This is a genomic window from Enterobacter sp. Ap-867 (assembly GCF_011752855.1).
Taxonomy (GTDB): Bacteria; Pseudomonadota; Gammaproteobacteria; order Enterobacterales; family Enterobacteriaceae; genus Cedecea.
In genome coordinates, this window is record NZ_VWWS01000004.1 from 53,643 (window position 1) to 73,053 (window position 19,411).

20 protein-coding genes are annotated in these 19,411 nt (G+C 57.1%); 14 read left to right on the forward strand and 6 right to left on the reverse strand.

Going from position 1 to position 19,411, the window contains the following annotated elements:
- Positions 1 to 3 precede the first annotated feature (3 nt).
- The 3 genes from F3J26_RS12360 to F3J26_RS12370 are packed head-to-tail and all read right to left on the reverse strand — an operon-like array spanning position 4 to position 3,123.
- Positions 4 to 2,025, reverse strand: a complete 2,022-nt coding sequence (locus tag F3J26_RS12360) for an FUSC family protein (RefSeq protein ID WP_008456459.1) — start codon at positions 2,023 to 2,025, stop codon at positions 4 to 6.
- Positions 2,025 to 2,882, reverse strand: coding sequence for an efflux RND transporter periplasmic adaptor subunit (locus F3J26_RS12365; RefSeq protein WP_166994125.1), 858 nt, complete (start codon positions 2,880 to 2,882; stop codon positions 2,025 to 2,027). The genes F3J26_RS12360 and F3J26_RS12365 overlap by 1 nt, the downstream gene beginning before the upstream one ends.
- A 4-nt stretch (positions 2,883 to 2,886) precedes the next feature.
- The gene (locus F3J26_RS12370; protein ID WP_008456455.1) at positions 2,887 to 3,123 is read right to left on the reverse strand and encodes a DUF1656 domain-containing protein; all 237 of its coding nucleotides are present in this window, start codon (positions 3,121 to 3,123) and stop codon (positions 2,887 to 2,889) included.
- A gap of 176 nt (positions 3,124 to 3,299) precedes the next feature.
- On the opposite strand from F3J26_RS12370, the gene slyA reads away from it, so the two are divergent.
- The 9 genes from slyA to F3J26_RS12415 all read left to right on the forward strand — a co-directional run bounded on the left by slyA (position 3,300) and on the right by F3J26_RS12415 (position 11,508).
- Positions 3,300 to 3,746, forward strand: a complete 447-nt coding sequence (gene slyA, locus F3J26_RS12375; RefSeq protein WP_034808293.1) for a transcriptional regulator SlyA — start codon at positions 3,300 to 3,302, stop codon at positions 3,744 to 3,746.
- Positions 3,747 to 3,966: 220 nt separating this feature from the next.
- Positions 3,967 to 4,968 carry an MsnO8 family LLM class oxidoreductase gene (locus F3J26_RS12380; RefSeq protein ID WP_166994127.1) on the forward strand — a complete coding sequence of 334 codons (1,002 nt, stop codon included), beginning with the start codon at positions 3,967 to 3,969 and terminating at the stop codon, positions 4,966 to 4,968.
- A complete protein-coding gene (locus F3J26_RS12385) occupies positions 4,965 to 6,086 on the forward strand; it encodes an amidohydrolase (RefSeq protein WP_166994129.1) in 1,122 nt (373 codons plus the stop codon). Before F3J26_RS12380 ends, F3J26_RS12385 begins: the two co-directional genes overlap by 4 nt.
- Positions 6,087 to 6,133: 47 nt before the next feature.
- Positions 6,134 to 7,447 carry an LLM class flavin-dependent oxidoreductase gene (locus F3J26_RS22865; protein WP_166994131.1) on the forward strand — a complete coding sequence of 438 codons (1,314 nt, stop codon included), beginning with the start codon at positions 6,134 to 6,136 and terminating at the stop codon, positions 7,445 to 7,447.
- A gap of 20 nt (positions 7,448 to 7,467) precedes the next feature.
- Positions 7,468 to 8,400 carry an ABC transporter substrate-binding protein gene (locus tag F3J26_RS22870; protein WP_166994133.1) on the forward strand — a complete coding sequence of 311 codons (933 nt, stop codon included), beginning with the start codon at positions 7,468 to 7,470 and terminating at the stop codon, positions 8,398 to 8,400.
- A 10-nt stretch (positions 8,401 to 8,410) separates the two neighbouring features.
- Complete coding sequence (locus F3J26_RS12400; RefSeq protein WP_166874724.1) at positions 8,411 to 8,920, forward strand: GNAT family N-acetyltransferase; 510 nt, start codon at positions 8,411 to 8,413, stop codon at positions 8,918 to 8,920.
- Positions 8,921 to 8,929: 9 nt separating this feature from the next.
- Positions 8,930 to 9,856, forward strand: a complete 927-nt coding sequence (locus F3J26_RS12405; RefSeq protein ID WP_166994135.1) for an amino acid ABC transporter permease — start codon at positions 8,930 to 8,932, stop codon at positions 9,854 to 9,856.
- On the forward strand, positions 9,840 to 10,613 hold the full coding sequence (locus F3J26_RS12410; protein ID WP_166994137.1) for an ATP-binding cassette domain-containing protein: 774 nt from the start codon (positions 9,840 to 9,842) through the stop codon (positions 10,611 to 10,613). Before F3J26_RS12405 ends, F3J26_RS12410 begins: the two co-directional genes overlap by 17 nt.
- Before the next feature lies 1 nt (position 10,614).
- Positions 10,615 to 11,508 carry a transporter substrate-binding domain-containing protein gene (locus F3J26_RS12415; protein ID WP_166994139.1) on the forward strand — a complete coding sequence of 298 codons (894 nt, stop codon included), beginning with the start codon at positions 10,615 to 10,617 and terminating at the stop codon, positions 11,506 to 11,508.
- A gap of 47 nt (positions 11,509 to 11,555) precedes the next feature.
- Here the strand turns inward: F3J26_RS12415 and F3J26_RS12420 are convergent, their stop codons facing one another.
- The gene (locus F3J26_RS12420) at positions 11,556 to 12,020 is read right to left on the reverse strand and encodes an outer membrane lipoprotein (protein ID WP_008456437.1); all 465 of its coding nucleotides are present in this window, start codon (positions 12,018 to 12,020) and stop codon (positions 11,556 to 11,558) included.
- Positions 12,021 to 12,311: 291 nt separating this feature from the next.
- Here F3J26_RS12420 and anmK point away from each other — a divergent pair, with 291 nt between their 5' ends.
- The 5 genes from anmK to pdxY all read left to right on the forward strand — a co-directional run bounded on the left by anmK (position 12,312) and on the right by pdxY (position 16,918).
- A complete protein-coding gene (gene anmK, locus F3J26_RS12425; RefSeq protein WP_166994141.1) occupies positions 12,312 to 13,436 on the forward strand; it encodes an anhydro-N-acetylmuramic acid kinase in 1,125 nt (374 codons plus the stop codon).
- A gap of 91 nt (positions 13,437 to 13,527) precedes the next feature.
- Positions 13,528 to 13,851 (forward strand): C-type lysozyme inhibitor, encoded by a 324-nt coding sequence (gene mliC, locus F3J26_RS12430; RefSeq protein ID WP_166994143.1) that lies wholly within the window; start codon positions 13,528 to 13,530, stop codon positions 13,849 to 13,851.
- A gap of 57 nt (positions 13,852 to 13,908) precedes the next feature.
- Complete coding sequence (pdxH, locus tag F3J26_RS12435; protein ID WP_008456433.1) at positions 13,909 to 14,565, forward strand: pyridoxamine 5'-phosphate oxidase; 657 nt, start codon at positions 13,909 to 13,911, stop codon at positions 14,563 to 14,565.
- A 139-nt stretch (positions 14,566 to 14,704) separates the two neighbouring features.
- Positions 14,705 to 15,979: a tyrosine--tRNA ligase gene (tyrS, locus tag F3J26_RS12440; protein WP_008456432.1), complete on the forward strand. Its 1,275-nt coding sequence runs from the start codon at positions 14,705 to 14,707 to the stop codon at positions 15,977 to 15,979.
- A 78-nt stretch (positions 15,980 to 16,057) separates the two neighbouring features.
- Positions 16,058 to 16,918: a pyridoxal kinase PdxY gene (gene pdxY, locus F3J26_RS12445; protein WP_008456431.1), complete on the forward strand. Its 861-nt coding sequence runs from the start codon at positions 16,058 to 16,060 to the stop codon at positions 16,916 to 16,918.
- Positions 16,919 to 17,089: 171 nt separating this feature from the next.
- Here pdxY and gstA read toward each other — a convergent pair whose 3' ends face one another.
- Positions 17,090 to 17,692 (reverse strand): glutathione transferase GstA, encoded by a 603-nt coding sequence (gene gstA, locus F3J26_RS12450; RefSeq protein ID WP_166874700.1) that lies wholly within the window; start codon positions 17,690 to 17,692, stop codon positions 17,090 to 17,092.
- Positions 17,693 to 17,801: 109 nt separating this feature from the next.
- Positions 17,802 to 19,307 (reverse strand): dipeptide/tripeptide permease DtpA, encoded by a 1,506-nt coding sequence (gene dtpA, locus F3J26_RS12455; RefSeq protein WP_166994145.1) that lies wholly within the window; start codon positions 19,305 to 19,307, stop codon positions 17,802 to 17,804.
- Between the last annotated feature and the right edge of the window lie 104 nt (positions 19,308 to 19,411).

The window sequence follows — 19,411 nt, forward strand, 5'->3', positions numbered from 1 at the left end:
TCGTTACTGACCGCCTGCCAGGGTTCCGGCAGGCGGTGCCTGTTCCAGCTGGGACAGCGAGCAGTAAAGCCGCCAGATAATCCCCGCCAGTTCCCGCGCCGCGGGGTCGTGATGATGCGACAGCGTGTCGCACATTCTTTGCAGTTCTTTCAGTGATTCCGCCAGCGGCCTTTGCAGTACACCCCGTTCACTCATCACATCCCGCAGGGTGTGCAGGCAAACGTCCCTGACCATCGACAGCGGGTCGGAGCGTGTTTCCCAGCCGCGCAGCTGCCAGACTACGTGCGAGCAGTTGAGCAGCACCACGCCCCAGCGCAGAAGCCAGCGGCGGGCCGCCTCTTCTTTGCTACTGCTAAGCTGGCTGATGTGGTGGTACACCAGCGATTCAAACTGGCTCTCGCTGTGCTGCGGTTTGCGGCTGAGCTGGTCGATAAACCCGCGCCGAAGCGCCCGGATATGGCGGCGGCTCCTGCGGGTGTCGGAGCTGGGGCGCAGTACCGAAAAAGCCAGCCATGAAATGCCCACGCCGAGGACTTTGGCGAGGTTGTCATTCATAAACCCGGCAAAGTCGTACACCGGCGGATTGCTGACCGACAGAAACGATCCCATAAAGACAATGAGCTGCCCCCAAAGCGCGGCGCGCTTTGCCTGCTGGAGTTTCAGTAACTGCATGGTGAGCAGCAGCGGCAGCAGGAAAATAAGGAACTGCCACAGCTGGGTGACCTGAATCATCAGGCCAAATTTCACCAGGAAACTGAACAGCGACAGCCAAAGCAGGGTCCGCATCAGCAGCGTGAGCGAGCCGAGCGGCGAGGCGACTGAAGAGTAGAGCACACAGCTAATGGCGGCGAGGGACAGCGCGCCGCCGCCGGACTCCCACTGGGTACCGATACACCAGGCGCCGGTCAGGACGATCGTTGCAAAAGTGCGCACGGCACTCCACAGCGCTTCGGCATTGTCGGTATGGCGCGCCAGCGGCGGGGCTTCGGGCGGCGTAATTACTGATACCGGCGTGGCGTTTTCCAGCTCTCTTAGCCAGCGGCTGCTGTTGAGATAGAGCCAGCAGAAATAGCGCAGGCGGTGCCAGAATGCCTGATGGCGATAATCGTCCTGAGAATGAGGGGCGATGTGTTGCAGCAGCCGGGCAACGGTGTATTTATCGGCGTTGGGCTTGGCCAGCTCCCGCAGCAGGCTGTCCAGCACCGACCAGATATTGGCGGGTGCCTCCGGCCAGTTGAGCAGCATCCGACGCAGGCTGGATATCACGCTGGTCAGGCGCAATTGCTGGTGAAGCAGGTAGTTCAGCAGGTTGTTCTGGCGGCGGAAGCGATAGTGGCTCCAGAAGGCCTGAATGCGCAGCAGATTCATGGTCAGGATCTGGCCGATAATCCCTTCATGCGCGGTGCGAATGGCGTCGGTGGTTTCCGGCTGCCAGAGCAGACTGGCGTGTTCGAGCAGCCGGGCGTGCATGTTTTTCAGGGCGCTAACCAGAGCGCTACCGTCCGAGGTGCTGGGCAGCACCATCATCATAAAGCCGCCGCACAATATCCCGACCACCACCTCGCACACGCGTGCCTGGGCGATATCCCACAGCTCCGTTGATTCCACGGTATTGATCATCGGGAAGGCAATAATGGCGGCGGTGTACCCGGCGAGCATGAAGGCGTAGGCCACGTTATTCTGAAAATGGCTGGAGGCCCAGGTACAAAGCGCCAGCCAGCTTGCCATGGCGAAGGTGAACAGCCAGGGATCGTTCAGCGCGTTGCCGGCAATCATTAACGAGGCTGCCGCGCCGATAAAACTGCCCGCAATCCGCCCCAGACTTTTGCTTATCACGCCGCCAACGGTGGGGAAGCTCACCACGGCGGCGGAGGTCATTGCCCAATAAGGCTCATCCAGATTCAGGCCGTAGGCAATGGCCAGCGCCATGCCCATGGCAATAGCGTTACGCAGCGCATAGCGCCATTGCCCGCCGGTGGCTTTTCCCCACGGCGTGTTATGCCACGCCAGAAAACTGAGATTCATCAGGGCTGAACGCTAACGGTGCAGGTGGTGCCTGACACCAGCGTCACGCCATCAGGAATGGCATCCAGGCTAATGCGCACCGGCACGCGCTGCGCAAGGCGAACCCACGGCACGTTCGGCTTAATGTCCGGGACCAGGTCGCTGTCGCTTTCGATGCTTTGGTCGTAGATCGCGCGGCCAATACTTTCTACTTTGCCGCTCAGCTTTTGGTTGCCGTTGTACAGCACGATCTGCACGGCATTACCCGGCTGAATGCGGCGCAGCTTGGTCTCTTCGAAATAGCCCACCACGTAAAACGAGTGGCTGTCCACCAGCGCGAAGACCGGCTTGCCTTCGCTGGCGTAGTTCCCGACGCGGGAGGTCAGGTTGGTGACCCAGCCGTCTACCGGGGCAGTGACTGTGGTTTGCGAAAGCTGCCACTGCGCCTGCTCCAGCGTGGCCTGGGCGACTTTCACTGCCGCCTGCATCGCTTTAACGTTAATGTTGGCGGTGTCCATGTCTTCGGCAGAAATATAGTTGCGCGGCAGATTCTGGCGGCGGTTCGCCTCGTTGCTGGCTTTGGCCAGATCGGACTGGGCCTTCGCCAGCTGCGCCTCGGCGTTTAGCACCGCAATGTGGTAAGGCGTGGTGTCGAGGGTGAACAACGGAGTGCCTTTACTCACAAACTGGTTGTCTTTTACGTTCAGGGTCACGATGGTGCCGGACACCTGCGGCGTGATGCTCACCTGTTCGGCGCGCACTTTGCCGTCCCGCGTCCAGGGCGACTGCATGTAATAGTTCCATAACAGCCAGCCTGCCAGCAGCGCGGCGGCAAAAACGATGAGGGTGGAAAAATATTTTATTGTTTTGATATTCATTGCGTTACCACATCACCAAAAGAGCCATGCCGGCGCTGACGGACAGCGCGAAAAGGGATAAGTCCATTAACGTGGGATGCCAGATTTCGCCGGAATAAATCCAGTCGCGCAGCAAACGGTGGACGATCAGCCAGATAAAAAAGCCGACAAACACGGCCTTAAACAGCGGAGGGAAGTAGACCGATGCCCCGACCACAAGATCCTGAAGCGGGAAACCGGACGGGCTAAAAGTGAGACTCACGTAGTGATAATCCTTTAAAAAACGGGGGTGGCTGCCGTTTCCCCTCACTTAGATGTAGAATAAAAGTATAGCTGGTTGCATAACTTCAGTGAAAGTAAGGGATTTGTTTTTAACAATTAATGCCTGCACAATAGTCTAAAATCAGTATAATAAGTTAGCAAGCTAATTATAAGGAGATGAAATTGGAATCGCCATCGCCATTAGGTTCGGATCTGGCCCGCCTGGTACGCATCTGGCGTGCGCTGATTGACCATCGCCTGAAACCTCTGGAATTGACACAGACACACTGGGTAACGCTGCATAATATTCATCAGCTGCCGCCAGATCAGTCACAGATTCAGTTGGCTAAAGCGATCGGCATTGAGCAGCCATCACTGGTTCGTACGCTCGATCAACTCGAAGAGAAAGGGTTAATCTCACGCAAAACCTGTGCAAACGACCGCCGGGCAAAACGGATTAAATTGACCGAGCAGGCCGCGCCTATCATTGAAAAGATGGAAGGCGTAATAAACGAAACGCGGGGAGAAATCCTGTCGGGTATTACTCGCGAAGAGCAGGCGCTGTTAAGCAGCCTGATTAATCGGCTTGAGCAAAATATTATTGAACTGCAGGCCCGGGATTAATCTCCCCGGTTGAACCCAAGCCTCGCTGCTTATCCAGCGGGGCTTTTTTTTTACCTGACGATCCCTTACCCGCAAAAATATTCGCCCGGTAGCAAAGAGTTGGGCAGGCGTGTGAGTTTGTTTATCTCTATTTCAGAAGTCTAAATGTAAATTAATTGTTTCTCACCGCCGTCTCCCGCTTTTAATAATGCAGGCATGTTTTTAACAATGAGCCTGCATTATGTCTTATCGCATCAGTATCCTGGATAAAAGCCCGCTTGCGCCCAACGACAGCGCGACGGATGCCCTGGCCCGTACGCTGCATCTCGCGCAGCAGGCAGAGACCTGGGGTTATCACCGCTTTTGGCTGGCCGAGCACCACAACACGCCCCAGCTTGCCAGCCCTTCGCCGGAAGTGCTGATTGCCTGGATTGCCGGGCAGACGCGCCGCATTCGCGTGGGCTCCGGCGGCGTGATGCTTCAGCATTACAGCCCTTACAAAGTGGCCGAAAACTTCAATCTGCTGTCGTCCCTTGCGCCTGGCCGCATCGATCTCGGCGTCGGTAAAGCGCCGGGGGGCTTGCCGCTCTCGACGCAGGCGCTGCAGCACGGGCAATCGCCGTCGATAAAAGGCAGCTTTGATGAACAGCTCACGCAGCTCGACGACTGGCTCTCGCGACGTGAACCCGCGACGGACGAAAGCGTTCGCGCCACGCCGCTACCGGCCCAGCGCCCGGAAGGTTTTTTATTAGGCGCCAGCCTGCAAAGCGCCAGGCTGGCGGCCAGCCTGGACTGGAACTTTGTTTTTGCCGCCCATTTAAACGGCGATAAAACACTGCTGCGCGACGTAGTGACTGACTGGAAAAAGAACAGCCGCCGCGACGTGCTGGTGGCCGTACAGGCTATCGTGGCACGGGATGCAGGCCGCGCGGAAGAGCTTGCCCGACAGGTGGAAATCTGGGGCGTGGAGCTTGAAAACGGCCAGCGCGTGAGCGTGGCAAGCGAAGAGCAGGCCCACAGCTTTGCCCGCCAGTCCGGCAGCACGCTGCGAAGCCTGACGCGAAGAGAACCTTCGCTATTCAAAGGCACGCCTGAAGCGGTGCGGGAAGCGCTGCAGGCGCTGCACGAAGAGTACGGCATTGATGAATTTATTATTGATACGCCGGTGGCAGAAGGAGCAGAACGTCTGGCTTCGCTGCAGCTGCTGGCCGAGGCCCATGCGGCTGCGGAGGTGGCTGTATGACGTTTGCTCAGCAACTGATCGACTGGCGTCGCGAGCTGCACCGGTTCCCGGAATTATCCCTTGAAGAAGTGGCAACCACCTCGCGCATCCGCGACTGGCTGCAAAGCGCGGGTATCCGCCTGCTGCCGTATTCGCTACACACTGGCCTAGTGGCGGAAATTGGCGAAGGCGAGAACGCGATTGCGCTGCGGGCTGATATCGACGCGCTGCCCATTGAAGAAGCCAGCGGCGTGGCCTTTAGTTCGCAGAATCCAGGGGTAATGCACGCCTGCGGGCATGACGTTCACAGCAGCGTGATGCTGGGCGCGGCGCTGTTGCTTAAACAGAACGAAGCGCAGCTTAACGGCCGGGTTCGCATCCTGTTTCAGCCCGCAGAGGAGCGTTTTGGTGGGGCCAGCACGCTGGTCAAGGCCGGCGTGCTGGAGGGGATCTCCGCCATTTTTGGCATGCACAATGAGCCAGGCCTGCCTGTCGGGGCGTTTGCCACACGCGGCGGCCCGTTCTATGCCAACGTTGACCGGCTGGTCATTCAGGTGCGGGGCAAAGGCGCGCATGCGGCGCGCCCGCATGAAGGCAAAGACGCGATATTGCTTGCCAGCCAATTAGTTACCCTGCTGCAAAGTATCACCAGCCGGGAGGTCAACACGCTGGATTCAGCCGTATTGAGTATTACCCGTATTGCGGGCGGTAACACCTGGAACGTGCTGCCGGAAAGCGTTGAACTGGAAGGTACGCTGCGCACTCACAGCGCCAGCGTGCGAGAGGCGGTTAAAGCTCGCGTTATTGAGATTGCGGCCGGTCTTGCCAGCGCCTTTGGGGCGGAAATTGACGTCACCTGGCATTTGGGGCCTGACGCGCTGGTTAACGATGAGCGCTGGGCAGCCTTTGCCAGTGAAGTTGCCGCCGCGGAAGGTTACGCCACGCATCATGCCGATCTGCATCTGGGCGGCGAGGATTTTGCGGTTTATCTCCAGCATATTCCCGGCGCGTTTGTCAGCATCGGCAGCGACAGCCGCTATGGGCTTCATCATCCGGCCTTCGATCCCGATGAAAGACTGATTGAACCCGCAGCCCGTTATTTCGCCCGGTTAGCCCAATCGGCGCTACAACAACTTTAACTCTAATCAGCGACGGCGGATTTTAACGATCCGCATAAGGATAAGGCATGTCTGCAACACGACAATTAAGACTGGGTACGATATTACATGGCGCGTCGGGAAATATGTCGGCCTGGCGCCATCCTGCTGCGGTAGCCGATGCCAGTATCAATTTTGAGTTCGTCAAACAAACGGCATTCAAGGCGGAAGAGGGGAAGCTGGATTTTATCTTTGTGGCCGACGGACTTTATATTAACGAAAAATCTATCCCGCACTTTTTAAATCGCTTTGAGCCGCTGACGGTATTATCTGCCCTGGCGAGCGTGACGAAGCATTTGGGCCTGGTGGGGACATTGTCGACGTCGTACAGCGACCCTTTTACCACGGCGCGCCAGTTTGCGAGTCTCGATCATCTGAGCAACGGCCGCGCCGGCTGGAACGTGGTCACGTCTCCGCTGGAAGGATCGGCTAAAAACTTCTCCAGAACCCAGCATCCTGAACACGCGCTGCGCTATCGCATCGCCGATGAATACCTGGACGTCGTAAAAGGGCTCTGGGATTCATGGGAAGAAGATGCTTTTGTGCGCAATAAAGAAAGCGGGCAGTTCTTCGCCCCTGAAAAGCTGCACGCGCTCAATCATCAGGGGGATTTCTTCCAGGTCGCGGGGCCGCTGAACATTGGCCGCACGCCGCAGGGCAGACCAATTTTGTTCCAGGCCGGCGCCTCAGAAGACGGCAAAAAGCTGGCGGCAAAACATGCCGATGCCATTTTTACTCACCATGAATCGCTCGATGAGGCAAAAGCCTTTTACCGGGATGTGAAAAACCAGCTGGAAGGGCAAGGCCGTGGGGCTGACTCGCTGCACATCTTCCAGGGCGTGAGCGTCATCGTTGGCACGGATGCCGAAGACGCTGAACGGCAGTACCAAACCACCGCCGCGCTGGTCTCCGTCAGCGATGCCCTGAATTACCTGGGCCGCTATTTCGAACACCATGACTTTAGCCAGTACCCGCTGGATGAGCCTTTTCCCGATATCGGCGATCTGGGCCAGAACAGCTTCCGCAGCACCACCGATGAGATCAAACGCAACGCCCGGGAGCGCGGGTTAACCCTGCGCCAGGTCGCGCTTGAAGCCGCCAGCCCAAGGCCGCGTTTTTCCGGTTCGCCGGAACAGGTGGCGGACGGCCTGCAACAGTGGTTTGACGAGCGAGCTGCAGACGGATTCATCATTCAGGGCGGCACCCCGGACACCTTCCCGAGTTTTGTGGAGCAGGTTGTGCCGGTCCTTCAGGCGCGCGGCCTGTTCCGCACCGAATATCCCGGCATCACGCTGCGCGAAAGCTTTGACCTTGCGCAACCCGAAAATCGCTACGGCAAATAAAACAAATAAAGAGAAAAACTATGCAAAAAACATCCCTGCTGCTGGCGATTGCGCTGGCGTGGACGCCGCTTACCTGGGCGAACGACGTGACCATCAACGGCACCGGCGTCAGCCTGGAAGCCAACAAAGCGCCGATCAATACCGCTAAAAATCCGCAGGCCATCGCGCAGCTGCCTAAAGATTATCGATTTGCCGTTCCCGGTAAATTTACCGTGGCAGTGGCGGCGCTCAATTCGCCGCCGCTGACGGTTTTTTCTGATGACAATAAAACCCTGCTAGGCAGCGAAGTCGACATTGCCCGCCTGGTTGCCGACAGTCTGGGACTAGAGCTGAACGTGGTCCCGACCTCCTGGGAGGACTGGCCGCTCGGCGTAGCTTCCGGGAAATATGATGCCGCGATCAGCAATATTACCGTCACCAAAGATCGCAAAGAGAAGTTCGATTTTGCCACCTACCGCAAAGACTCGCTGGGCTTTTATGTGAAGTCCAGCAGCCCGATTAAATCGCTCACCCACGCGGAAGATATCGCCGGGTTGCGCATCGTCGTTGGGTCCGGCACCAATCAAGAAGCGATCCTGCTGGCGTGGAATGCGGAAAACGAGAAAAAAGGGCTGAAGCCGTTTACGCCGGTGTACACCAAAGACGATGCCGCGCTCACGCTGGCGCTGCAGTCCGGGCGAGCCGATGCCTGGTTTGGGCCTAATGTCACCGGGGCATGGAAAGCGGCGCTGACCGGTAAAACAAAGCTGGTGGGCAGCGTGGACGGCGGCTGGCCAAAAGCGGCACACATTGCGGTGACGCTGAAAAAAGGCAGTGGCCTGGTGGAACCGGTGCAGACGGCGCTCAACGGCGCGATTCAACAGGGCGACTACGACAAAGTTTTAAAGCGCTGGGGCGAAGGCGTGGAGCGTATTCCAGCCTCGGAAGTTAACCCCGCCGGTTTAGGCGATTGAGGAGGCGTATATGAGCGAATATTTTCGCGTTTTGTCCCCGGAAGCGCCGGAGCTGCAGCCAATCATTAGCGGCCTGTTTGGCGAGTACGCCGCCCGCTACGGGGATTTTTTCTCCCGTGATGCCGAAGTGGAGCTGACCGAATGGTATCTGCCGCCGCAGGGCATTTTTATCGTGCTGGAGCGCGAGGGTGAAATTATTGCCACTGGGGCCTACAAGCCCTACGACCAGCAAACCGCCGAGATCAAACGTATCTGGACGAAAAGTACGCTGCGCAAGCAGGGCCTGGCCGGACGAGTGGTTCGCGAACTGGAGAGACTGGCCCTTCAGGCTGGCTACAGCCGCATCTACCTCACCACTGGCTTTCGTCAACCGGAGGCCGTCAGGCTTTATCTGAGCGAGGGCTACGATCCGCAATTCAGCCTGGAGGTTGACCCCGAAACGTTCAGCCTGCCGCCCTACGACGGGCGGCTACGGTTCACCAAAATCTTAGCGCTGGAAAGCCTGAGTAAAACGGCCTGAGGAGTGACGATGAAAACGTCTGAAACCATTAAAGTGGTGCCCGCGCGTTACCCGTTGCGCACCGTGGGGGCAGTGATTGCGCTGTTTGTGCTCGCGGTGGTGGTGCAATCCGTCGCGTTTAACCCTCGCTGGGAATGGGGCGTTTTTGCCCACTGGTTTTTTGATCCGGTCATTCTGGAGGGATTGGGGCAAACGCTGTTGTTAACGCTGCTGGGCACGGCGCTGAGCGTGGTGCTCGGGGGCTTACTCGCGCTGGCAAGGCTCTCTTCTTCCTGGCTGTTGAGCAGCCTGGCCTGGAGTTACATCTGGCTGTTTCGCTCCCTGCCGCTGATTGTCGTGCTGATCGTGCTCTACAACTTCTCCTACCTGTACGACACGCTGTCGATTGGGGTGCCTTTCACCAGCATCGTCTGGGGCAGCTACGACACGATTAACGTGCTGGGGCAGTTTTCGACGGCAGTAGTGGGGCTGACGCTGGTGCAAAGCGCCTACACTGCAGAGATTGTTAGAGGTGGTTTTCTGGGGGTGGATCACGGGCAATACGAAGCCGCCGCAGCGTTAGGTTTGCTCGCGTGGCGGCGTACCGTGCGGATTATTTTGCCGCAGGCGCTGCGCACGATCCTGCCCGCCGGGTTCAACGAAATCATCAGCCTCGCTAAGGGCACGGCGATGGTTTACGTGCTGGCGATGCCGGAGCTGTTTTACACCATCCAGATGATCTACAACCGCACGCAGCAGGTGATCCCGCTGCTGATGGTGGCGGCCGTCTGGTATCTGGTGATCACCAGCGTACTGTCGGTGATTCAGTACCTGGTTGAACGCTCGCTGGCCCGCAGCGAACGCCGCTCCGCCATCAACCAAACGCGCACCGCCCGCAGCGCTGCGCCGTCCACAGCCCCCGTTGCCCAGGAGCCGGTCCATGCCAACCTCTCATAACGGCCATATTTCCATTACCGGCGTCAGCAAATATTTTGGTCGCCATAAGGCGCTGGATGATGTCTCTCTTGAGATCCCGCCAGGCACGGTGACGGTGATCCTCGGGCCATCCGGCTCCGGTAAATCTACGCTGTTGCGCACCATCAACCACCTTGAGCGGGTGGACGAAGGCTACATCCAGATTGACGGCGATTACATTGGTTACCGTCTGAAAGGGGACAAACTGTACGAGCTGAAAGAAAAGGAGATCCTGCGCCAGCGGGCCAACGTGGGCTATGTCTTTCAGAACTTCAATCTGTTTCCCCACATGACGGTGCTGGAAAACCTGATTGAAGCACCGGTGGCTCATAAACAGCTGAGCCGCAAAGAGGCGATTGAGCGTGCGTATGATCTGCTGGACATCGTCGGGCTGCGCAATAAAGCCGATGCCTGGTCGCGGCACTTATCCGGCGGGCAGCAGCAGCGTATTGCCATTGCCCGCGCGCTGGCACTGAGCCCACGGGTGATGCTGTTTGATGAGCCAACGTCAGCGCTTGACCCTGAGCTGGTCGGCGAAGTGCTGGACGTGATTAAAAGACTGGCCCGTTCGGGCACGACGCTTGTAGTCGTCACGCATGAAATCGGCTTTGCACGGGAAGTGGCCGATCAGGTGGTGTTTATGGTCGACGGCAAAATTGTCGAGCAGGGAAGCAGCGACGAAGTGCTGAATCGCCCGCAGCACCCGCGCACCCGTCAATTTTTATCGAAGGTGCTGTGAGATGAAATATGGCTTTATCGCGCTGTTGATCTCTTTTTCCGCTTTGTCCGCGCAGACGAATATTGACCTTGTTGCCAATGAAAAGCCTTTGAGCGTGGCGCGGGATGAAAAGGCGATTGCCAAAATCCCCGCAGGCTACAGGTTTGTCGAGCCCGGTACATTAACGGTGGCGATCTCCGCGCTTAACTCTCCGCCGCTGGCGCTGCTGGCCAGCGATAACCGCACGCGCATAGGCAGCGACCCGGACATAGCCCGCCTGCTGGCCGGTAGCCTTGGCCTGAAACTGAAGCTGGTGCCGACCGCGTGGGAAGACTGGCCGCTGGGCATCACCTCCGGGCGCTATGATGTGGCGCTGGTAAACATTGCCGTGACGGAGCAGCGGAAAGAGAAATTTGATTTTGCCACCTATCGCGTGGACTCGCTCTCTTTTGCGGTGAAGGCCAGCAGCCCGATTCAGTCTATCGCTAAGGCAGAAGATCTCGCCGGGCGGAAGGTTATCGTCGGGTCAGGTACAAATCAGGAGCGTATTTTGCTAGGCTGGAATGCAGAAAACGAAGGTGCCGGGCGCGAGCCCGCCTTGCCTGTGTATGTGACCGACGATGCCTCCGCCAACCTTTATATTCAGTCTGGCCGGGCCGACGTATTTTTTGGACCGCAGTCAATCACCGCCTATAAAGCCGCGTTAACCGGCACTACGCGTGTGGTTGGGCTGGGGCCGAAAAAGGCCTATGTGGCGACGACAACGAAAAAGGGCAACGGGCTGGTGTACGCGCTGCAGGCGGCGCTGGATGGCGCTATTCAGCGGGGAGAGTATCAGCAGGTGCTTGCGCGGTGGGGGGAGCAGGGGGAAGAAGTTGCCCAGTCGGAGGTGAATCCGCCCGGCATTACTTACTAACAGAAAAGGCCCGCTATGCGGGCCTTAATTCATTTGGCGATGTTGTCTTAGCGAGGAGCAACGGTGATGTTGTTGCCGCTGCCGGAGATGGCTACACGCTGGCCAACGGAGTAACGGGTGTCACCCTGTTTCTGCACGGCGATGATGGTCTGCCCGTCATCTTTACGGATTTCCAGCTCAACGCCTTTGCTGTTGCCCATTGCGCCGCCGACGGCATCACCCGCCAGGCCACCGGCTACGGCGCCGCCTGCGGTGGCCAGAGTACGTCCGGTGCCGCCGCCGACGGTGTTACCCAACAGGCCACCCAGTACCGCACCGCCGATAGCCCCGATAGTGCTATTGCTGTCGCTGCCTTTGATGGTCACCGCGCGAACGTGGGTAATGGTCCCGTAGGTCACGGTTCTTACCTGTTTAGCTTCAGACGCGTTGTACACATCGCCGGACAGCCCTTCGTTGGCGCAGCCAGCAAGGGTGAAAGCAACCAGTGAAACTGCCAAAATACGTGAAATCATTTGTACCTCTCCTGTGAACCATCAACGCTCGGTGAGCATCCGTTATGACTAAATTATATGGCAATTCCTGGCCATAGTTCATGTTTGTTCTACAACAATCCTGTAAAAATAGTAAATCAAATGTCTTTAACAACAATTAAACCGCCGCGCTGTGCGAGTTTTGCTTAAATGCCGTACTGCTTTCTGCCGCGACTGACACAGATTATTAATTAATATTATTAATAAATCATAATATTGCGTGCTAGTTTAACCACATTAATTTACCGCCCCGGCGAGAATAAGGAGTGACGGATGAAGTCAGGTCGTTATATAGGCGTGATGTCAGGCACCAGTCTGGATGGTATCGATGTGGTGCTGGCTGCTATCGACGAACATCTGGTCGTTCAGCAGGCGAGCTACAGCCACCCGATGCCGCTGGCCATCAAAAACGCGGTTCTTGCCGTTTGCCAGGGACAGCAACTCACGCTGTCCCAGCTAGGCCAGTTGGACAACCGGCTGGGTAAATTGTTCGCCGAGGCGGTGCAAATCCTTATTAAGCGCGAAGGGCTGCGGCCTGAAGACGTCACGGCCATTGGCTGCCACGGGCAAACGGTGTGGCATGAGCCGCAGGGCGAGGCCGCCCACACTATGCAAATTGGCGACAACAACCATATTGCCGCGCTGACCGGTATTACCGTCGTCGGTGATTTTCGCCGCCGCGATATGGCGGTTGGCGGGCAGGGCGCGCCGCTGGTGCCGGCGTTTCACCAGGCGTTGCTCGCTCATCCGGTTGAGCGCCGAATGGTGCTCAACATCGGCGGCATTGCCAACCTCTCTTTGCTGATCCCAGACCAGCCGGTCAGAGGCTACGACACCGGGCCCGGTAATATGCTGATGGATGCGTGGATCTGGCGGCAGCGTGGAAAAGGCTATGATAAAGACGCCGAATGGGCGAGCCAGGGCAAAGTCGTTCTTCCTTTGTTGCAGCAAATGCTGAGCGATCCTTACTTCGCCTCACCTGCGCCCAAAAGTACGGGCCGCGAATACTTTAACTATGGCTGGCTTGAGCGCCAGCTTGCGATGTTCCCGGCGCTTGCCGGAGAAGATGTGCAGGCCACGCTGACTGAGCTGACGGCGACAACCATCGCCGAGCAGGTACTCCTGAGCGGCGGCTGTGAACGTCTCATGGTGTGCGGCGGAGGCAGCCGTAACCCGCTTCTGATGGCGCGCCTCGCTGCGCTGCTGCCGGGTACGGAAGTGACGACGACCGATGAAGCCGGGATAAGCGGGGACGATATGGAAGCGCTGGCGTTTGCCTGGCTGGCCTACCGAACAATGTCCGGCCTGCCGGGCAACCTGCCTTCGGTAACCGGTGCCTCTGAGCCGACCATCCTCGGTGCCATTTATCCTGCTAATCCGCGTCATAATAAGAGTTAACTGAAATTATCTTCATCCCGCAGCCGCTAAACTGCTAGCGTTAAGGAGGGCGCATGCCCTCCAGGGATAACAAGATCTTCAGGATACTCAGATGAAAAAACTGCTCGTTGCCACCGTGCCACTGCTGCTCGCCGGCTGTAGTTACTACAACGCTTTTCTCGAAAAAATGCATACCGATACGCTGGCGTATCAGTGCGATGAAAAACCGCTCACCGTGAAGCTGAATAACGACAAACAGCAGGTTAGCTTTGTCTACGATAACCAGATGCTGACCCTGACGCAGGGGCTTTCCGCGTCCGGCGCACGTTATACCGACGGCGTGTACGTCTTTTGGTCGAAGGGCGACAGCGCAACCGTCTATCGCAAAGACACAATCGTGCTGAATAATTGCCAGCTACAGACGGCCAAACGTTGAGATTTCTCAGGGTGGAGAGCACAATAGCTCCACCCGAGGATAGCCTGATGTAACGCCATGTCTGATAACGACTCTTTGCAACAGATTGCGCATTTGCGCCGCGAATACACCAAAGGTGGCCTGCGCCGCCACGATCTCACCGACACCCCGCTGCCGCTTTTTGAACGCTGGCTGGCTCAGGCCTGCGAAGCCAAACTTGCCGACCCGACTGCCATGGTCGTGGCCACGGTTGACGAAAACGGCCAGCCGTATCAACGCATCGTCCTGCTAAAGCATTTTGATGAAAAAGGGCTGGTGTTTTACACCAACCTGGGCTCCCGCAAGGCGCACCACATCGAACACAACCCCCGCGTTAGCCTGCATTTCCCGTGGCATATGCTGGAGCGCCAGGTGATGGTGCAGGGCACCGCCGAGCGGTTATCCACCCTCGAAGTGTTGAAATACTTCCACAGCCGCCCGAAGGACAGCCAGATAGGCGCCTGGGTATCGAAGCAATCGAGCCGCATATCCGCGCGCGGCGTGCTGGAAAGCAAATTCCTCGAGCTGAAACAGAAGTTTCAGCAGGGGGAAGTGCCGCTGCCGAGTTTTTGGGGCGGCTACCGCGTCAGCATCGACCAGATGGAGTTCTGGCAGGGGGGCGAACACCGTCTGCACGATCGCTTTCTCTACCAGCGCGACGGAACTGCCTGGAAAATAGACCGCCTCGCGCCGTAAAGTCAGGATTTTCACCTTTAGCGCTGGTGCTAACTGCACCAGCCCTTTATTCTATGTGCCCTCAAAATGAATTCTTTCGCCAGTGGGCGAAAAGCCGTGTACCGGCAAAGGTGCAGTCGTATTAGAGATGGAGAATTTGATGTCGAACATCAATTTGATCAAACAATTGCAAGAGCGGGGCCTGGTGGCCCAGGTGACGGATGAGGATGCGTTAGCAGAGCGACTGGCGCAAGGGCCAATTGCACTCTATTGCGGCTTCGATCCGACCGCCGACAGCTTGCATTTGGGCCATCTGGTTCCACTGCTGTGCCTGAAACGCTTTCAGGAAGCAGGCCATAAGCCGGTTGCCCTCGTGGGCGGCGCCACCGGTCTTATCGGCGACCCAAGCTTCAAAGCCGTTGAGCGTAAGCTGAACACCGAAGATACCGTGCAGGAGTGGGTGGAAAAAATCCGCCGTCAGGTTGCGCCGTTCCTCGACTTTAACTGCGGGGATAATTCTGCCGTCGCCGCAAACAACTACGACTGGTTCGGCAGCATGAACGTGTTGACCTTCCTGCGTGATATCGGCAAGCACTTCTCTGTTAACCAGATGATTAACAAAGAAGCGGTAAAACAGCGTCTGAACCGCGACGACGTGGGGATCTCTTTCACCGAGTTCTCTTACAACCTGCTGCAGGGTTACGACTTCGCCTGCCTGAACAAACTGCACGGCGTGGTGCTGCAGATTGGCGGTTCTGACCAGTGGGGCAACATCACCTCCGGTATCGATCTGACCCGCCGTCTGCATCAGCAGCAGGCTTTCGGCCTGACCGTGCCGCTGATCACTAAATCCGACGGCACCAAATTCGGTAAAACCGAAGGCGGCGCGGTCTGGCTTGATCCGAAGAAAACCAGCCCGTACAAGTTCTACCAGTTCTGGATCAACACCGCGGATGCCGATGTGTATCGCTTCCTGAAGTTCTTCACCTTTATGGACATTGCAGAGATCAATGCCCTGGAAGAAGAAGACAAAAACAGCGGGGCTGCACCTCGCGCCCAGTACGTGCTGGCCGAGCAGGTCACCCGTCTGGTGCACGGTGAAGAAGGTCTGACCGCGGCCAAGCGCATTACTGCCAGCCTGTTTAACGGCAACCTGAGTGAACTGAGCGAAGCCGACTTTGAGCAGCTGGCTCAGGACGGCGTGCCGATGGTCGAAATGGATCGCGGTGCCGACCTGCAACAGGCGTTGGTGGATTCCGAGCTGCAGCCATCCCGTGGCCAGGCGCGTAAAACCATCTCGCAGAACGCAATCACCATCAACGGTGAAAAACAGTCTGACCCGGAATACTCCTTCACCGAAGGCGACATCCTGTTTAACCGTTACACCCTGCTGCGCCGCGGTAAAAAGAACTACTGCCTCGTCTGCTGGAAATAAGTTATCGGAACAGAAAAGCACGGCTTATGCCGTGCTTTTTTTTAGCAAGCACAACACCTGGCGATACCTGAGTCGAAAATGAAAAACATTCTTGCCATCCAGTCCCACGTGGTATTTGGTCACGCCGGTAACAGCGCCGCCGAATTCCCGATGCGCCGCCTGGGCGCCAACGTCTGGCCGTTGAACACGGTGCAGTTCTCCAACCACACGCAATACGGGCAATGGACCGGCACGGTGATGCCCGCCAGCCACCTGAGCGAGATTGTGCAGGGGATTGCGAATATCGGCCAACTGGAGCGCTGTGATGCGGTTCTGAGCGGATATCTGGGCTCGGCTGAGCAGGGCGAACATATTCTTTCCATTGTGCGTCAGGTAAAAGCGGCTAACCCGAAGGCAAAATACTTCTGTGACCCGGTGATGGGTCACCCGGAGAAAGGCTGTATCGTGGCGCCTGGCGTGGCGGAATACCACACGCGCTACGCCATGCCTGCCAGCGATATCATCGCGCCGAACCTGATTGAGCTGGAAATTCTCAGCGGCCACAGCGTAAACAACGTGGACGAAGCCGTGGCGACGGCCCGGGAGCTGATTGCTCAAGGGCCGGAAATTGTGCTGGTGAAGCACCTGGCGCGCGCAGGCTACCAGCAGGATCGTTTTGAAATGCTGCTGGTGACGGCGGACGAAGCCTGGCACATCCATCGCCCGCTGGTGGATTTTGGCGAGCGCCAGCCGGTTGGCGTGGGTGACGTGACCAGCGGCCTGCTGCTGGTTAAGCTGCTGCAGGGGGCAACGCTGCGTGAAGCGCTGGAGCACGTTACGGCGGCGGTGTACGACATTATGGTCGTCACCAAACGCATGGCCGAGTACGAACTGCAGCTGGTCGCGGCTCAGGACGGGATTGCCAAACCCGAACACTATTTCACCGCGGTGAAGCTCTGAAATAAAAAACGCCCTCAGCAGAGGGCGTTTAGTTTCTGACAAAGAGGAAAAAAACGTGGTTTTTCCCTCTTTGTAGTTATCAGCCGAAAATCAATGAATTGATTTTCCTATTCTTTTACCGAACTGACTGGTATCACTTCTCTCGCCGACGTTTTGCTATCCAGACCTGATTTAAATCCCTTCGGCGGTCAGCGCCGCAGACACAGCCGGGCGCGCCTTCATGCGCTCAACGTAGGCTTCGATGTTTGTCAGCCCGGCCAGATCCAGCTTCAGGCCATAGGCCCAGCGCAGCACGGTAAACAGGTAGGCGTCCACCACGGTGAAGCGGGTCCCCATCAGCCACTGCTTATCCTGCAGCGACTCGTTCACATAGTGGAATTTCTTCTCCATCTGCTTGCGAACCACGGCCTTGAACTCTTCAGGGGTTGCCGGGTTGAACAGCGGAGAAAAGCCTTTATGCAGCTCGGTTGCCACATAGTTCAGCCACTCCAGCGTGTGGTAGCGAGTCATGCTGCCTGCTGGGGCCAGCAGATGGCGATCGGGCACTTTATCCGCCAGGTATTGCACGATAGCCACGCCCTCGGTCAGCAGAGAGCCGTCATCCAGTACCAGAGCGGGCACCTGTCCTTTGGGGTTAATGGCGAGAAAATCGTCACCGTTTTCGGTGCGCTTGGTCGCGAGGTCAACTTTCACCAGCGAAAAGTCCAGGCCAGATTCACGCAGGATAATGTGTGGGGAGAGGGAACAGGCACCGGGCTTGAAATACAGTTTCATGACGAACTCCTTTAGGGCGCTAAGATAACTTATGTTAGTGCGGACACCGGGAAAAAAAAAGCCGCCAGCTGTGAGGCCGGCGGCTAAATAATCATTTTTCCTGGAGAAATTACGCGGTAGCGGTTTCGTTAACCTTTTCGGCTTTGTCTTCGCTCAGCGTCATGCGGTTCAGCTTCGGCGCGGTCAGCAGCATCAGCACGGCAATCACGCCGGTGACGATACCGATCTGCATGAAGACACGACCGTACACTTCCAGAGACTGCAGCGGGTCAGTCACGTTTTCCGGCACCGCCATTAGGCCTGCAACTTTACCGGCGATGATTGCTGCACCCGCAGTCGTCAGGAACCAGCTGCCCATGATGAAGCCCATCAGGCGCTGTGGTACCAGCTGTGCCACCATTGCGAGGCCCAGGCCGGAGATCATCAGCTCACCAATACTCTGCAGCGCATAGCTCAGAATCAGCCAGTTTACGGACACAATACCCGCTTCGTTAGCGAACTTCGCGCCAACCGGCAGAACCAGGAAGGCGAAGGAGCACAGCACCATCCCGATTGCGAACTTGTGCGGCATCGGCAGGCGGTCGCCCATTTTGTTGTAGATAGCGGCGAGAATCGGGCTACCAATCATGATCCAGAACGGGTTCAGCGCCTGGAACTGCTCGGCTTCGAAAGTGATGCCCAGAATTTCGTGGCCCACGTTGCGAATAGCGAAGAAGTTCAGGGAGGTTGGCATCTGGCTGTAAAGCACGAAGAAGACGATAGCTTCAACCATCAGGATGAAGGCCACGATCATCTTGCGGCGAGCCGCGCCTTTCATCGCAAAAGCTTCTTTCGCGAAGATAATAACGATACCCAGTGCAACGAAGCCCAGCACGGCGCGAGCAATGCCCTGGTTGTGCAGCAGCCAGGTTGCCACGGCAATAAGCACTACAACGCCTGCGATGGTTGCCATCAGCTTACCGAAGTGCACCGGTGCGAAGTCAGGCTTGGAGCCATAGTTCTTCACCCACCTCTTACAGAAGATGAAGTTCACCAGCGTAATCAGCATGCCCACGAAACTCAGGGAGAACGCGGTGCTCCAGCCATACTGCGCCGCAAGCCATGGGGTGGCGAGCATAGAGAAGAAGGAGCCGATGTTGATGGACATGTAGTACATGGTGAATGCACCGTCCAGACGCGGGTCGTCTTTCTCATAGCAGGTTGACAGCAGCGCGGAAGGGTTAGCCTTGAACAGGCCGTTACCTACGGCGATGGTCGCCATCCCGATATACACCACGCTCACGTCGTGGCCGGAGTAGGCCACAAGGGCGTAACCGATAGCCAGTACGACGGTACCAAGCATGATAACGCGTTTGGTGCCGAGGACTTTATCGCCCAGCCAGCCGCCAATCGCGACCAGGCCATAAACAAGGGCGCTAAAGGAGGAGAACAGCGTGATGGAGTCCGCTTCGGACATGCCCAGCATTTTGACCAGGTAAACGGCCATGATGCCTTGCAGGCCGTAATAGCCGAAACGCTCCCAGAGTTCGATAGAGAAAATCAGGTAGAACGATTTAGGTTGCTTAAAGGCGTTTAGACTAACGCTTTCTGCTGGTTCTTTGTTTGCAATCGACACATATACCTCTTTTTTTACATCCCGCTTTAATTAAGGGGCTTACTTATGTCTTACCGCATGGGTAAGCATTTTTCTTGTTATTAGGAAGGAAAAACGGGGGGTAA